The 14463-nt window shown below is 47.6% G+C and carries 17 protein-coding genes and 1 pseudogene; 15 read left to right on the top strand and 3 right to left on the bottom strand.

Going from position 1 to position 14463, the window contains the following annotated elements; genetic code table 11:
• Positions 1-173 precede the first annotated feature (173 nt).
• From JW499_RS08940 to JW499_RS08930, 3 genes are all read left to right on the top strand, one after another.
• Positions 174-998, top strand: coding sequence for a MoaF C-terminal domain-containing protein (locus JW499_RS08940; protein WP_205210277.1), 825 nt, complete (start codon positions 174-176; stop codon positions 996-998).
• Between the two features lie 628 nt (positions 999-1626).
• Positions 1627-2907, top strand: coding sequence for an NAD(P)/FAD-dependent oxidoreductase (locus JW499_RS08935; protein WP_205210276.1), 1281 nt, complete (start codon positions 1627-1629; stop codon positions 2905-2907).
• A gap of 71 nt (positions 2908-2978) precedes the next feature.
• Positions 2979-3338: a cupin domain-containing protein gene (locus JW499_RS08930; protein ID WP_205210275.1), complete on the top strand. Its 360-nt coding sequence runs from the start codon at positions 2979-2981 to the stop codon at positions 3336-3338.
• 82 nt (positions 3339-3420) lie between these two features.
• Here JW499_RS08930 and JW499_RS08925 read toward each other — a convergent pair whose 3' ends face one another.
• From JW499_RS08925 to JW499_RS08915, 3 genes are all read right to left on the bottom strand, one after another.
• Positions 3421-4137 carry a helix-turn-helix transcriptional regulator gene (locus tag JW499_RS08925; protein ID WP_205210274.1) on the bottom strand — a complete coding sequence of 239 codons (717 nt, stop codon included), beginning with the start codon at positions 4135-4137 and terminating at the stop codon, positions 3421-3423.
• Between the two features lie 254 nt (positions 4138-4391).
• Complete coding sequence (locus JW499_RS08920) at positions 4392-4784, bottom strand: helix-turn-helix domain-containing protein (protein ID WP_205210273.1); 393 nt, start codon at positions 4782-4784, stop codon at positions 4392-4394.
• Complete coding sequence (locus JW499_RS08915) at positions 4784-5050, bottom strand: hypothetical protein (protein WP_205210272.1); 267 nt, start codon at positions 5048-5050, stop codon at positions 4784-4786. Before JW499_RS08915 ends, JW499_RS08920 begins: the two co-directional genes overlap by 1 nt.
• Before the next feature lie 211 nt (positions 5051-5261).
• Between JW499_RS08915 and JW499_RS08910 the strand changes: the two genes are divergently transcribed.
• From JW499_RS08910 to JW499_RS08860, 12 genes and pseudogenes are all read left to right on the top strand, one after another.
• The gene (locus tag JW499_RS08910; RefSeq protein WP_205210271.1) at positions 5262-6566 is read left to right on the top strand and encodes an alginate export family protein; all 1305 of its coding nucleotides are present in this window, start codon (positions 5262-5264) and stop codon (positions 6564-6566) included.
• Between the two features lie 68 nt (positions 6567-6634).
• Positions 6635-8047, top strand: coding sequence for an aldehyde dehydrogenase family protein (locus tag JW499_RS08905; RefSeq protein ID WP_205210270.1), 1413 nt, complete (start codon positions 6635-6637; stop codon positions 8045-8047).
• Positions 8048-8275: 228 nt separating this feature from the next.
• Complete coding sequence (locus JW499_RS23030; RefSeq protein WP_205210269.1) at positions 8276-8398, top strand: hypothetical protein; 123 nt, start codon at positions 8276-8278, stop codon at positions 8396-8398.
• A complete protein-coding gene (locus JW499_RS23025) occupies positions 8340-8666 on the top strand; it encodes a tyrosine--tRNA ligase (RefSeq protein WP_416135404.1) in 327 nt (108 codons plus the stop codon). The genes JW499_RS23030 and JW499_RS23025 overlap by 59 nt, the downstream gene beginning before the upstream one ends.
• Entirely contained in the window at positions 8638-8733 is a 96-nt protein-coding gene (locus tag JW499_RS23020; protein WP_408627320.1) for a hypothetical protein, read from the top strand. Before JW499_RS23025 ends, JW499_RS23020 begins: the two co-directional genes overlap by 29 nt.
• A gap of 23 nt (positions 8734-8756) precedes the next feature.
• Positions 8757-9023 (top strand): annotated as a pseudogene (locus JW499_RS23015) (tyrosine--tRNA ligase); the annotation flags it as partial.
• 230 nt (positions 9024-9253) lie between these two features.
• The gene (locus tag JW499_RS23010; RefSeq protein ID WP_408627319.1) at positions 9254-9379 is read left to right on the top strand and encodes a hypothetical protein; all 126 of its coding nucleotides are present in this window, start codon (positions 9254-9256) and stop codon (positions 9377-9379) included.
• Positions 9380-9897: 518 nt separating this feature from the next.
• A complete protein-coding gene (locus JW499_RS08880) occupies positions 9898-10380 on the top strand; it encodes a universal stress protein (protein ID WP_205210267.1) in 483 nt (160 codons plus the stop codon).
• 28 nt (positions 10381-10408) lie between these two features.
• Entirely contained in the window at positions 10409-11356 is a 948-nt protein-coding gene (locus JW499_RS08875) for a tripartite tricarboxylate transporter substrate binding protein (protein ID WP_205210266.1), read from the top strand.
• 80 nt (positions 11357-11436) lie between these two features.
• The gene (locus JW499_RS08870) at positions 11437-12003 is read left to right on the top strand and encodes a hypothetical protein (RefSeq protein WP_232846311.1); all 567 of its coding nucleotides are present in this window, start codon (positions 11437-11439) and stop codon (positions 12001-12003) included.
• Between the two features lie 14 nt (positions 12004-12017).
• Entirely contained in the window at positions 12018-13493 is a 1476-nt protein-coding gene (locus JW499_RS08865; RefSeq protein WP_205210265.1) for a tripartite tricarboxylate transporter permease, read from the top strand.
• Positions 13494-13652: 159 nt separating this feature from the next.
• The gene (locus tag JW499_RS08860; RefSeq protein ID WP_205210264.1) at positions 13653-14363 is read left to right on the top strand and encodes a helix-turn-helix transcriptional regulator; all 711 of its coding nucleotides are present in this window, start codon (positions 13653-13655) and stop codon (positions 14361-14363) included.
• Positions 14364-14463 lie beyond the last annotated feature (100 nt).

Genomic DNA, 14463 nt, shown 5'->3' with positions numbered 1-14463 from the left:
TTTCCAATCGCTGATGCAACCCGATTGTTCTGCAATATACTATTCGATTTCGCTGTATTTAACGCCTCTCTCTTCTTGATGTCGACGTAGCCGGCATCGGCCACACGGTCGATATATATTGCCATCAGGTTCAGTGAATAATGCATTACCAATTAAAGATCGGAGTGATAAATATGAGTGAAAAGGCGAATTGGATTTCAGTAGATGAATTGTCTCACGGTTTTGGGGCCAACAACCTTGATAACGTAAACGATCTAGCAGGAAAGAGTTTCAATTTCAATTTTGAAAATGGCTGGGTGATAAAGCATGACTTTATTACTGAAAGTGAATTGAAATGGACAATTAAGGGGGATGAAAAAACTTACACAGAAAGTTACACTGCTGTTAATCCACGCTCTGGTATTTACTTTATTGACTTCGAGAAAAAATCAGAAGCTGGAACGACTGTATCTCTTGCGTTAGATCTGAATAAAGGTGTCGCGACTGCAGTGATATCAGTAATGCCAAGCCGTGAAGAAATCGAACGTCCGATTTTGTACCGGGCGTTATCTGGCGAAAATCTTCGTGCCGTTAAAGTAGACTTTGCACGTGCCACTGTAGATAGAGAATTTACTGCAGATGACCAGGCAATTCATCCGGAAACTGATGAGTTACTGAACTGGCGAGTTGAGTATTCTTATACAGATGATGAAGTGTATGAACATATTTATCTACGACAGAATGCATATACCTGGAACTGCTTAAAAGGTAACGAAGTTGGTTTATGTGACACTGACTATTGCTCTTACCGAAAAGTTGCTGAAGATTTATATCTGTTTGTCTGGGAGGAGAAGATTATTCCAACAGTTGGAGTATTACTGGTCGATTTCCAGGCAATGCGTACATGTGGAAAGATTGTTGGCTATAAGGGTGAGGATACGAATGAACTGAGCAATTTTAAAGTTGGTGCAAAGGCATTGAAGCTGAATGCAACTGCATACCCTTGTCTTCAAAAATAGCTGCTAGCTAACCCAAATTTTTCATGAAGTCCGAAACAAAACGGCTGAATGTGTTCTGGTTATTGATGTCAAATCAAAAACCACGCAGAGATCAGTCGTTTTTAAAATATACCTCTGGTAAGCATGGGAGGAATAAGCTGTGGCGATTGATACTCTCATAGGCGTTTATCCTGTTCGTAAAGCAGTGATCAATTCGTAGATATACGTTCAAAGCCCTCACCCTCTGGCCCCTATTCTGCTGATCTGGCAGGCACGACGTTATAAACTGGGTAGCGACCCAATCACAGTCTGACTTAAACAGCCGCCCAAGCAACAAAATGTACAGCTCTAACATTGCGGAAGATTTAACCAAAAGCAACATCATGGAAGGCTCATCACTCTAAATACTATGGTGAGTTCAGACTGTTTGTAATTGAAAACCCTTACTACCTGACCACGACACAGCCGATACCAGAATTTCTCTCCCTTGACACCATTTTCACTAGCAGACTCTGAAAACGCAGCCACAGCTTCGCGAAAACTCGTCCATGTGGTCGATACCCGGAGACAGAGCCTGCGCTCAGTATAGAAGCCAGACTAAACAGTACAATACGGATTGGGTGACTTTTCCGTCTTTTCAGGTGACGTAATGAACGATATCAACTCCTACTATACAGCGAGCACACAATATTCCCTGGACGTGAGTGCGTTAACCTCCGATCAAACAGCAGAAGTCTGTGTCATTGGCGGCGGCTTTACCGGAGTCAATACAGCTCTTGAGCTTGCTGAACGCGGTGTCGATGTAATTTTATTGGAAGCCCGTGAGATCGGTTGGGGCGGCTCTGGCCGAAATGGTGGTCAGGCAATCTGCGGAATAGGCCATGACCCGGAACTGATCAAAAAGCAACTGACAGACCAACAGTTTGCACAGCTCTACGGCATGGGGCTTGAGGCCATTCAAACGCTGAAAAACCGCATTGATCAATACGATATTCAGTGCGATTTCAACTGGGGCTACTGCACCGTGGCTTACGATCAGAAACGACTGGATTCATTGGCAGGTTTGCAAGCGTTCCTGAAGCAGCAGCAATACCCGTTCGAGACGCAGCTATTAAAAGGCACGGAGCTGAATCAGGTTGTTCGCAGTAATCGTTATATCGGCGGATTGCTGGACAAGGGGTCTGGCTACCTTCACCCACTAAACCTGGTGCTTGGCGAGGCTCAGGCTGCTCAAGCCCTGGGGGCTCATATATTTCAGTCGACCCCCGTAACGCATATCGAAAAAGGTAACAAAGTCATTGTGCATACGCCGGGCGGCAAGGTCACCGCGAACAAGCTGATTTATGCATGTAATGCCTACCTTGAGGGTCTTGATACTGTTCTTGACAAACGGTTCGTCACAACAAACGCATTCAGCATCGCCACAGAGCCTCTCACTGAAGATGTGATTCAACAATTTATGCCCGCCAGGGCAGCGATCTGTGATAATCGCCCAGTCATTGACTATTACCGTCTCAGTAAGGATAACCGACTGTTGTTTGGCGGAGCCACCCACTTTATGGAGTACCTACCCAGGGATCTGGAGAGCCACCTGCGCAAGAATCTTCGCAAAGTATTTCCGCAACTGGGCGATGTCAAGGTGGACTACAGCTGGAGTGGCCGTATGGCATTGGGCACAAACCTGTTCCCGCAAGTCGGCCAGCTACAGGACCATCCGAATATCTACTTCGCTCAGGCTTACGCGGGCTTCGGAGTTGGGCCCTCTCACCTGGTGGCCAAATCACTGGCTGGCGCAGCCTGCGGCGAACCGGGCAACTTCGATATTTTGTCCAGAATTAAACATCCAAACATATTCGCTGCGCGTCCGCTCAACGCCCTCTGGGTGACCGCAGGAAAATGCTGGCACCAGCTTGAAGCGAAGTTTCACTGAACTACCCACTGGTGGATTGCGCCAGATCCGTGCGCCATTCATTGAACAATTGTGCAAAAGAGGAAACAACGATGCTGATATTGAATGATAAAGTAAATACTACTGAACTTACTCCGTTTGGCAGTGTAGCTAATCTTGGGGCCAAAGTACTCGAAGGAGCCCCTCAGGCGAGTGGCGCGGCACTGGTGGGTCAGGAAGGCGATCCGCAGATCCTGGGTATTTTTGCCTGCACACAAGGCAAGTTCCAGGTTGATCACACTTTTGCCGAACACGCTACTTTGGTTAAAGGGCGTGTGACACTGGTTGATAACATCAGTGGTGAACGCAAGACGTTTGGCCCGGGTGAGGGTTGGTATATAGAAAAAGGTGAAAATCTGGACTGGATTATTGAGTCAGATGAGATGATAAAACATTATCTGGCAATTTTCTGAATCGTTTAGCCTTAATTTTCTGATTCGTTTAGCCTTAAAGAACCCCGCCCCTGAATAAGAGGGCGGGGTTCTTTTCAGATCATCAATGATAGCTCTGTTGACTGTAAAGCAATGAAATTATTTCTGCCTTGCTGCGCACCGACATTTTCTCAAAGATATTCTGAAGGTGTGTTTTTACTGTAGATAAGCTGCAGCATAAACAATTTGCAATACTTTTATGGGGCAAGCCCTGAATAACCTGCTCCAGCACTACGCGCTCTTTGGCAGTCAAATGGTATTCGTCACAAACCGCTTCAAAGTTACGCCGCTGAGGTGAATCAAGATAGCTCTCTATAGAGAACTGTAAGAATTTTTGTAAACTCTCGATCCGTTTCATATCTGCACTCAACAGCTCACTATCCCCCTCATCCAGAAAAAGTGATAAACCGGCGACAATACGCCCTTCAGAATGAAGGTATATTTCTATCGTATCATCAATCCCCCAGCGACTCAGAAACTCAGAGTAGTAAGGGTTGTCCTTTCGCCTATGCAACGCAATTGCATCACTCGCTCGCAGAACAGAGGTATCCTTATCCTCAACATTGCTGGGATGGAATGGATCTAAGCGGTAGAAATACTCAAGATATTCCCGCTGCAAAGCTGGTTGTAAAGCACAGTTCTTGAATGAAAACATTTTCGAGCCGCTATCAACCATATAGGCGGCCGCCTTTTGAATACCAAATAGATCGGTAAAAAGTTTGAGACTCTCATCCTGGAGAGACGATAGGCTGGATTGCGTTGTGTTAAGTCCGGCTCTCATCACAGCACCTCATCAGAATATGTTTTTATTATAAATTACTTAATATATTAATATTTCTACACCATGTTGTACGAGTTGGCAAGAAAATGTGTTGGCTGCTACGTGCCATCCCCCCCTAGTCCGCTTTGCGCCTCGCCCGCAGATGAAACAGCCTATGAATTTTTAATCCTACAATCGAAAGTATAGACGATAATGTCTCAGCGTGACGTACACATCATCCAGCTCTGGAAAAAGATCACACTCGCCTTGAAACTCTATCCCTGAAGATTCAACAGAACGTTAGCAACAAGTTCGCTGCGGGACTGCACAGAAACTTTCTGATATATGTGATGCAGGTGAGTCTTGACCGTTGCCAGTCCAGGGCAAAGATCAACCGCAATCGCTTTATTACTGGCACCGCTTAGCAACAACTCAATGACATCCAACTCACGCTCAGCTAGTCCGTCCTTTTCAGTAGTGGAGGTGCGCTCTTGCTGACGCTGCGTCAGATAGACAACATTCAGACTGTATTCGATAAACGGTTGTAATTTGCACAATAGTGCTAACTCATCACCGCTATAGTTACCCATATCCTCCTCACGCAACATAGATAACACGACGATAATACGGCCGTAATGGTGAAAAAACATATCCGCCACAACGGTCATTATCCGGCACCATAAACTCCTGATAATAAATAGCCAGTTTCAGAATATGCGGTGACATCTGTGAATCCGGATGTCCCCACCCGGTCATCCGTATGACGGAATCGCACCAGACCAAGCCGAGCCTTTTTACCATAGCAATAAGTTGTACCACTGCCTCCCGGTGATAGATATCCGGTTCTTTCAGAAAAAACTGACTCACTCAACGGGATCAGATCCAGGGCTGTACGCAAAAACTCATTGGGAAATAGACTCTTACGTTGTGTCATACACTCACCCGCCCCCCCTGCATTAATAACCCTTTCAGCAACCTGTCAGAACACGAACAGGAATATCAACCCCACTTATCAACCATATGGTTGATTACTTTTAAACCAAATAACAGGTCGAATAAAGCTGCAGCATATGTGGTTATCTACCCCTTCAGTAACCACCTCTGCCATAAAAAAAATACCAAGAATTCCCCGGAGGATCATGTCGATGACACAACACTTTAAACAAAAGCTTTCTACTGTAGCCCTGGGCTCAGCGATTGCGCTAGCTTCGGGTTCTGCCTCTGCCTACAATCTGGTTAAAGATGATGGTAAAGAGCTCAATCTGGATATTGAAATAATTGCCGGATATTTTAGTAGTGAAGAAAATTATCCAATCGGATCACAAACTAAAGAGTCGCCTGCATGGACAGAAGCCTATGCTAAATATGGTTTTTCTGGAAGTTTTGATGTTGATAATGGAAGATCACTTTTTGGTGCCATCAACGCTATGAGTACAGGCACCTGGGGGGATGGTGATGCCGCCGGTTTTACCACAGGTAAAGAACGCCATACTGAAATTGAGGACCTGTATGCAGGTTTCCGAACAGATATATTTGAGATCTCCTTAGGTCGTCAGAATATTTCTTTTGGGGATGGTTTTATCATCAATGGCGACGCCTTGAATTTAGGAGAAGGTTTTGATGATTATGGCACTAGCCTGGATAATGGTGGTGCATACTGGCTGGGCGGTCGACGCGCATTCGATAACACCGTCGTATTAAGAGCAGGCTCTGAAACCGGCCCTCGCGCAGACCTGTTCTGGCTTAAATCAGACAATCCAGGACAATCAAGCATGGAGCTTGCAGGTGCCAACCTGGAATACACTGCTGAACACGGTACTTTCGGTCTGCTACACGTGAAAGGACTCGGTGTTAATGCTAACGAAGCCGCATTTAATGGCCACGAAGGTCGCGATGGTCAAACAACAACAAGCATTCGTTACCAGGGTAATGCCGGTGTTGAAAATCTGTTTCTGTCCTCCGAATATGCATCTCAGGAAAATGGCGTGACCGGTAACGATACCAATGCATGGTACGCTGAAGCAGGCTGGACCTTTGCCGATATTCCATGGTCACCAAGCGTTAACTACCGCTTAACCAGCTACGATACAGGGTATGATCCTTTATTTTACGGCTTCAATCGTGGATACGGCACCTGGTTCCAGGGAGAAGTTGCCGCAAGCTATGCAGGCCCATTTGCAACGGATTCAGATATTCATTACTTTTCTGTAACGGCACACCCAGCTGAAACACTCACCGTTGGAGCAATGTACTTCAAGTATGAAGATACTGCGGCAGGTAGCGGCGACAACGATGCAGATGAAATTGATATTTGGGCAGAATGGGTGGTTAATGACCACTTAATTATCAGCCCCCTTGTCGGTCTCTATACTCCAGAGTCTGCTAATAACCCCCAGGGTAATACCAATACCAATACCTATTTCCAGGTGCTGGCCATTGTACCTTTCTAAAAAGCTAAATCCATAACTATAATAAGGCCCTGTCTATGCAGGGCTCATTTGTCTTCAGGAGATTCAAGATGCTGACCTCATTTTCATTAACCATCAATGGCGAAAAAGTAGCCGGAGCAGCCGGAAGCTTTGATGTTATTAACCCGGCAACAGAGACCGTAGCTGCTGTCGCTCCACTCGCCTCGGCAGAGCAACTTGATCAGGCTGTTGCCGCAGCCACTACCGCCTTTAAAACCTGGCAACACACCTCCGATACAGAGCGTCAGTCACTGATGCATAAGATAGCTGATCTGATTGAAGCCAATGCCGATGAACTGGCTGAGATCATCGTAACCGAGCAGGGTAAACCGATGTTTCTGGCTCAGGCAGAAGTGGGCGGAGCGGTCGCCTGGACCCGCTACAATGCCGATCTCCAAATTCCTGTAAAAATCATCGAGGACAGCGAGCACAAACGGATTGAAGCGCATCATAAGCCGCTGGGGGTGGTTGCCTCTATCACTCCGTGGAACTGGCCGCTGATGATCGCAATCTGGCACATCATGCCAGCACTGCGCACCGGCAATACTGTGGTGTGCAAACCATCAGAATACACCCCATTGAACACCCTGCGACTGGTTGAGCTGATCAACGAAGTCCTGCCTGCAGGCGTGGTTAACGTGGTAACCGGTCAGGCCGAAATCGGCGGCGCGATCAGCAGCCACCCGGGGATCAGCAAAATTGTCTTTACCGGATCGACCCCTACCGGACAGCGGATTATGAGCAGTGCCGCAGCCAATCTTAAACGTCTGACGCTGGAGCTGGGTGGCAACGATGCCGCCATCGTCCTGCCGGATGCCGATGTTGATGCCATTGCCGAAGGGATCTTCCAGACTGCGTTCCTGAATATGGGACAGACCTGTGCGGCGCTGAAGCGCCTCTATGTCCACGACGACATCTATGACGCACTGTGTAACAAGCTGGCTGAGATTGCTCAGGCACAGATTGTTGGTAACGGTCTTGAAGCAGGAACCACATTCGGCCCGATACAAAACGCCAACCAGTTCAGAATTGTCAGCGAGCTGGTAGACGATGCAAAAGCCAATGGTGCACGCATTCTCTGCGGCGGTGAACCACTGGAAGGCAATGGTTATTTCTATCCGCCAACCATTGTTGCCGATATTACGGACGGTGTCCGTCTCGTTGATGAAGAGCAGTTTGGTCCGGTGCTACCGGTAATCCGCTATACCGATATTGAAGATGCTCTTGCCCGGGCGAACTCTGCCAATGTTGGCCTGGGTGGATCGGTATGGTCCGCAGATATTGAGAAAGCTGCACAGATCGCCAGCCAGCTTGAATGCGGCACCGCCTGGATCAACGGACATGCAGAAGTACTTCCTCATGCACCTTTCGGTGGTTGTAAAATGTCTGGCTTCGGCGTCGAATTCGGTGAAGAAGGGATGTTGGAATATACCCGCATGCAGGTTATCAATATCAATAAATAAGCCTCTCACATATTGAAAAAGGGGCGCTTATCGCCCCTTTTTTTATGTCACTAAAAACAAGTACGCTATGGCAAGTATCAATCTGATCGATGATCTTCAAGGTCGCGGTCTTATCGCTCAGAACAGTGGAGAAACTCAGGCACTTCAGAAACACCTTCAGCAACCCAGAACCCTCTACTGCGGTTTTGACCCGACAGCCTGCATATTGGTCATCTCGCTCCCTTACTAATGCTCAAGCGGTTTCAGCAGGCGGGACACCGGCCTATCGCTCTGATTGGTGGGGCAACCGATGATTGGCGATCCCCGTTTCAAAGCCACAGAACGAAGTCTGAATGCGATAGAAACGATTGATCGATGGATTAAGAGCATCAGTGATCAGCTCTCCCACTTTATCGACTTCGACTTCGGCGCCGAATCAGCCATGATCGCGAATAATCGTGACTGGATGAGCTGTATGGACATCATGAGCTTTCTGCATGATATCGGCAAACATTTCTCAGTGAATGCCATGATCAACAAGGAATCGGTGCGTCAGCGTATTGAACTCCCGGACCAGGGTATCTCCTCATACCGAGTTTTCCTACAGTTTACTGCAGTCTTACGATTTTGCCGAGCTTAACCGCAGCTATGCGTGCTCGCTGCAGATCGGCGGTAATGATCAGTGGAGCACGCCGGTATCGACCTGACCTGACGACTCAATGGTGCTCAGGTGTTCGGGTTGAACCTGCCACTGATCACCAAAGCCGACGGCACCAAATTTGGCAAAACGGAATCCGGTGCTGTCTGGCTGGCCCCGTAAAAAACCTCACCCTACAGCTTTTACCAATTCTGGATCAACTTCGCAGACGCAGATGTCTATCGGTTCCTGCGGTACTTCACTTTTTTACCCCTCACAGTGATTGAAAAGATTGAGCAAAACGACCAGTCGAGTGAATCAAAGCCGCAGGCACAGCGCATTCTTGCGGAACAGATGACCCGCCTGGTTCACGACGAGCGCTCACTTGAGCAGGCCCGGCGAATCTCTGAAGCGCTGTTCAGCGGTTCAGTCGATACACTCACCAGGGAAGAGTTTCAAAAGTTTGAACAGGATGGTCTGCCCACCTGCGGAGTCACTGAGACAATGACCCGGACCGATCTGCTGGTCAGTTCAGGGGGGAGACCTCCCGTCGTCAGGCACGGGATTTTGTCTCATCTGGCGCAGTCCAACTGAACGGTTCAGTGGTGAATAATCCGGACCAGAAGATGAACGCTGACCTGGCACTTCATGAGCGTTTTTTGCTGCTGCGCCGGGGGAAAAATCAGTTTTCGATGGGCTGTATCAAGCAAAGCTAAAAAGCGTTCTGTTCACCACTGAAGCACTGCCCGGCTCAACCCTTTGGTCGATACCCGTCAGATAACAAAACTGGCCTAATAAGGATGTCTGTTGCACTGGCATAGCAGACTTTTGCCAATACTGACAGAGGCTCTGAGCACCCGCCTTGTTAACCGTATTGGGGAGCACCTCTTCTCTCATGAAGGTTTTTCAGAGCTTACCCCGGTAAGCTCTTTTTTTATTTCTCTGACCTCAAAAACTAAGATCAACCCTTTGGTCGATAGTCGCCTGGGGCGAAAACCTGATCAAATAGATCAATCCTATGCTTATACTAAGAACACGGAATATTTTCAGAAAAAAATATCCTGTTAAACGAGTTAACGCGTAGTGCTTCATTATGCGGCACATTTTACAAGCCTGCGATGCAAGCTTTTTTGAACAGCAGCTCAATAAGCCGATCAACCATATGGTTGATACTCAGTGGCAACGTTTTCCTCTGTAATAAGAGATAAGAAGAATTCAACGGGAAGATTTAATCATGCTACCTGAAATCAACACAATTCTGTACGCCAGTGATATCAGTGAAGGCAGCCGGCCCGCGTTTCGCATGGCAGTCAAGCAAGCAATCAATAACAACGCGCAGATAGTCTTCCTGCATGCTATTGAGCCAATGGATGATTTTATCGATGACTTTTTGCCGGTAAACGCCTCGCTCAAACATAAGAACCAACTTATTGAGAGTTTCAAAATACGCATAGGCATGCGTATTGAAGAATTTCTGAAAAGTGAACTCGAAGAGGACTTCGAACTCCCCTATCAGCCCACTATTCAGGTATCCCCCGGAAAACCTGATCAGGTCATTCTGAAAACAGCCGCACGGCTGAATGCCAGTATGATTGTAATGGGCGATCATGAAGTCTCTTCTATGTCCAGAGTATTTCTGGGCTCAACCGCTCAGAAAGTCATTCATCACAGTGAAATACCTGTATTGATTGTTCCATTGAAAAAAAACACCAAATAAAACTAAGATAAAGCCCTGAGGAATGCCCATGAAGAAGATAATAAAGATATGTACTCTCGCTGCGCTTGCGACCGCTCCATTTATGGGTTCAGTTGCTGATGCCTCCGACTATCCTAATCGCCCGGTAAAGTTCGTAGTGCCATGGCCTCCTGGTGATCTTGAAGATATCCTGACCCGCATGATTGCGGAAGATATGGCCAAAGAAACCGGCAAGCCTGCGACTGTCGTAAACAAACCTGGCGGTGCCGGTATTGTGGGGGCTTCTGAGGTCGCCCGTGCCCGTGCAGATGGTCTTACCATCGGTTCTTTTGTGATTGACATTCTGACGACACATCTGCTGTCAGGTAATGCACCTTATGACAAAGATACCTTTGAACCTGTCGGCATCTTCCTGGATTATCCATTTGTGCTGGCCACAAAGGCTGACTCCAGGTACAACAACATTGAAGAGCTGGCCGAATACTCCCAGACTCACGATGTATCTCTGGGGCACTTTGGCTATCAGGCACTGCCAACAGCGGTCACCTTTAAAGCTGCTGCCCAGGAGGGTATAAAATTTTCCTCTAATGCGGCTTTCGATTTGCTTGACTGCTCTACCCTTGCAAATGGCGATGCTGATGTCATTAACACCACGACACAGCTGATTCTTTCATGTCTTCAATCCGGCGAAGTTAAGCTGCTGGCATCACTGACCCGTAGCCGCCTGAGTATTGCGCCTGACGTCCCGACATTAAACGAACAAACCGGTATAAGCCAGACGACCTGGAATGGCCTGTTCGTGAAGAAAGGTACACCTGAAGAGGTTAAGCAGCGTATCGGTGAGATTGCTGAAAAAGCCCTTTCCAGCGATCGGGTTAAAGAGATAAGTAACACCACCGGTGCTGGTATCTACTGGCTTGGCGGTAAATTCGCAGAAGAGGTCGTTGCAAGCGACTACGAAGCGTCTAAATCGTTGCTGGAGTACATGAAAGAGTAATATTTCCAGTCTCTGCAGCAGACACATCTGTCTGCTGCAGTATTCCGTCCTGTTAACCCATAATAATAATGGTACAACTCATGAGCAGTCAGGTAAAAAACACCACAGAGATTGATACAGATGAGCTGACTCAGGAAAAAAACTACGGTATTTACTGGTTTATCCTTGCTCTGACCCTGATATTACTGTGTTTACTGCCTTTTCAGGCACCCTTGATCCATACAAATCGCGGCTGGTTTTTACAGCCGATGTTCGGTTCATCTGTGGGGCTATTGCTATTAACGATATTCACCAGCGTCAGAGTAATCGAGTCATTAAAAGCCGGTTTCCTCAAGCGGTGGAATATTACTGAATCAGTGTTTGATACTCTGAGCAGTTACCGTACAGCGCTGATCTCGGCGGCTCTGTTTTTTCTCTATATCAACACTCTGTCAGTGCTTGGCTTTGTACCATCAACTCTTTTGTTCATCACTACTCTGTTGTGGATGTGCAGGCTGCTGGACCGAACCTGGTTCCTGGCAACCCTGGCTACCCTGACCGTGATGGTGCTGATTTTCCGTGTTGGCGTTAGCCTCTGGCTTCCTGATGTCTGGCTATACAGCCTGTTCCCGGAAAGCTGGGCTGACTTTGCTAACCAATACCTTTAAGACGTAATTCTGCTATGGAAACCCTGCTATTAGGTTTGAATGAGGTTGGCACACTCAATGTGATGCTGGCTATTGTTATCGGCGCTCTCATCGGCGTCACTATTGGCTCGATACCCGGCCTTGAGCCTGCCGGTGTCATTGCAATCCTGTTGCCACTGAGCTTTTCGATGGAACCACTGGCCGGCGTATCGCTGCTGCTTGGGGTATACGGAGGGGCCTGGTATGGCGGCGCAATCCCTGCCATCCTGATGAATACGCCGGGAACCCCGGTCGCGGTGTTAACCACCTATGACGGCTATCCAATGACGTTAAAAGGCGAGGGAAAGAAAGCCCTCTCTATCGCTTACACTTCATCCTTTGTCGGCGGCATTATCAGTGTGTTATCACTGGTCCTGCTGGCTCCGGTTCTGTCTCAGGTTGCCCGCCTCTTCGGCTCTGCCGAATTCGCCATGCTCTCGGCGCTGGGGATGATCTTTGTTGTACTGGCTCACCGCAGGCATGTTGTCGAAGCGGCGATGATGCTGGGGCTGGGTATTTTTCTCGGCACAATTGGCATCGACCGCTCATTCAGCACTCAGGTCTACACCTTCCATCAGGAGTGGCTACTCAACGGTATTCCACTGGTACCTGCAGTTATCGGGTTGTTTGCCATGTCTCAGGCATTTGTCCTGCTCTCTGCCCGCGGCAACGATTCCAGCGTCACCAAACTCGAGGGAGAGGGTCTGTTCGGCGGCTTTTTTGTGCTCATGAAACACAAAGTCACAGTATTTCGCTCTGCTGCTTTAGGGGTTGTCATGGGGCTGTTGCCTGGCGTCGGTGAGTTTGGCTCGCAATTTTTCTCCTATACCCTGGCGCAAAAGTTTTCCCGGACACCTGAACTGTTTGGCAATGGTGCTCCGGAAGGTATTATCGCATCAGAAACATCCAACAATGCGGTAACGGCATCCGTGATGATTCCGCTGCTGGCATTTGGTATCCCAGCAGATGCGCTGATGGCAATGCTTTTGGCTGTATTCATGGTACACAACTATGTACCAGGCCCTGCTCTGTTTGCCGAGCGTCCCGAGTTTATCTCGGGCCTTTATATCTCATTGTTTCTGATGAATATCGTAGTCTTTGTCTACCTGACGTTCGCAACTAAGTGGATCGTTAACCTCACCCGTATACGGGGACGTTTTATCGGCGCTTTCATACTGGTGCTGGGGTTTGTCGGCAGCTACAGCCAGAACTATCAGTTCTCTGATGCGTTGATAGCGCTGGGCTTTGCCGTGTTCGGCTATATTCTGCGTAAAAATGACATCCCCGCAGTGCCGATCATTCTCGGTCTGGTTCTGGGACCTGTATTCCTGACACGTTTCCGTCAGGCAATGGGGGTGGCAGATGGTGATCTGAGTATTTTTATCAGTCGCCCTATCAGCCTGACACTGTTCTCAATGATTGTCCTGTCCATTGCGGTCTATTTGTGGAGCACCCTGAAAACAAAACGTTAGATTAATCAATGATAAACCACCTATTAATCAGATACTCAACAAATCAGTACAGTAGCAAATCACCAAAAAACCAAAAAAACAACTTAATGTATTAAGTTGTTTTTTGGTAACAAATTGACGTATTCTGGTTCTCTTGGTTTGAAATCAGGAGATCCGGTAATGCAAACAAACAATAATATTTACCCTGCTGGTCTGTACAGTTTTCAGGATGAATGCCTGTCGCTCCTGACCGGGGTTCTTAATGTCTCCAAGGCTGTCACCTATCTGGTCGACAATCAGAGAAAACCTATCTGCTATAAAACATGGCAGCTTCAGCCGGCAATGCACCGGCAGTATATGGATACCTTCTATAGGGTGGATCCCCTGCACCCGACCCAGTTTGTTGAGCAAACTGACGCCACTGTGGTCAAAATGAACGATCTGGTGAACAGCCAGGAGCGTTATAACCACCCTTACTACCGGGACTTTATCTCGCCCTGGGGTGTACAGGATATTGTTGAGATTTTTTTACGGGTCGATAACAAACTGATTGCAGGATTTTCCCTGTTCACCTCAAAACAACAACCTGAGATGCGCAGTGAAGATATTCGGAAAGCCCGGCAATTACATCAGTTTATGCAGTTTTCACTGGAACAAAGCCTGGATGCACCAAAACATAGTCACTTTAAAAGCTTTTGTGAGCAGTTTCAGCTCACCCCTAAAGAGCGCATGGTTGTCGAACTGGTCAGACAGGGACTCTCTAACAAAACCATCGCTGCAAATCTTGACTGCAGTCTGGCAACGGTAAAAACCCATCTGCAGCATATCTTTTGCAAAACCGGTGTTAACAGTAAAGCTGAAATAACCTCTCAACTGTATAACCAGCACTGATCAGAATCTTCAGTCTCAGGGATGAGCTGACCAGCCACAAATTACTCCTTTATCAACCTTCTGGTTGATACCCTGTTCAACTGATCCATTCATACTTAAC

Source organism: Amphritea pacifica, from assembly GCF_016924145.1.
In the GTDB taxonomy this organism is placed as follows: domain Bacteria; phylum Pseudomonadota; class Gammaproteobacteria; order Pseudomonadales; family Balneatricaceae; genus Amphritea; species Amphritea pacifica.
The sequence above is the reverse complement of the archived record's forward strand: the minus strand, read 5'-3'. Positions and strand labels throughout refer to the sequence as shown.

Excerpts from the sequence above, each read along its gene's own strand:
- JW499_RS08940 (WP_205210277.1), top strand. The coding sequence starts at position 174 with ATGAGTGAAAAGGCGAATTGGATTTCAGTAGATGAATTGTCTCACGGT.
- JW499_RS08935 (WP_205210276.1), top strand. The coding sequence starts at position 1,627 with ATGAACGATATCAACTCCTACTATACAGCGAGCACACAATATTCCCTG.
- JW499_RS08930 (WP_205210275.1), top strand. The coding sequence starts at position 2,979 with ATGCTGATATTGAATGATAAAGTAAATACTACTGAACTTACTCCGTTT.
- JW499_RS08925 (WP_205210274.1), bottom strand. The coding sequence starts at position 4,137 with ATGAGAGCCGGACTTAACACAACGCAATCCAGCCTATCGTCTCTCCAG.
- JW499_RS08920 (WP_205210273.1), bottom strand. The coding sequence starts at position 4,784 with ATGACCGTTGTGGCGGATATGTTTTTTCACCATTACGGCCGTATTATC.
- JW499_RS08915 (WP_205210272.1), bottom strand. The coding sequence starts at position 5,050 with ATGACACAACGTAAGAGTCTATTTCCCAATGAGTTTTTGCGTACAGCC.
- JW499_RS08910 (WP_205210271.1), top strand. The coding sequence starts at position 5,262 with ATGACACAACACTTTAAACAAAAGCTTTCTACTGTAGCCCTGGGCTCA.
- JW499_RS08905 (WP_205210270.1), top strand. The coding sequence starts at position 6,635 with ATGCTGACCTCATTTTCATTAACCATCAATGGCGAAAAAGTAGCCGGA.
- JW499_RS23030 (WP_205210269.1), top strand. The coding sequence starts at position 8,276 with ATGCTCAAGCGGTTTCAGCAGGCGGGACACCGGCCTATCGCTCTGATT.
- JW499_RS08880 (WP_205210267.1), top strand. The coding sequence starts at position 9,898 with ATGCTACCTGAAATCAACACAATTCTGTACGCCAGTGATATCAGTGAA.
- JW499_RS08875 (WP_205210266.1), top strand. The coding sequence starts at position 10,409 with ATGAAGAAGATAATAAAGATATGTACTCTCGCTGCGCTTGCGACCGCT.
- JW499_RS08870 (WP_232846311.1), top strand. The coding sequence starts at position 11,437 with ATGAGCAGTCAGGTAAAAAACACCACAGAGATTGATACAGATGAGCTG.
- JW499_RS08865 (WP_205210265.1), top strand. The coding sequence starts at position 12,018 with ATGGAAACCCTGCTATTAGGTTTGAATGAGGTTGGCACACTCAATGTG.
- JW499_RS08860 (WP_205210264.1), top strand. The coding sequence starts at position 13,653 with ATGCAAACAAACAATAATATTTACCCTGCTGGTCTGTACAGTTTTCAG.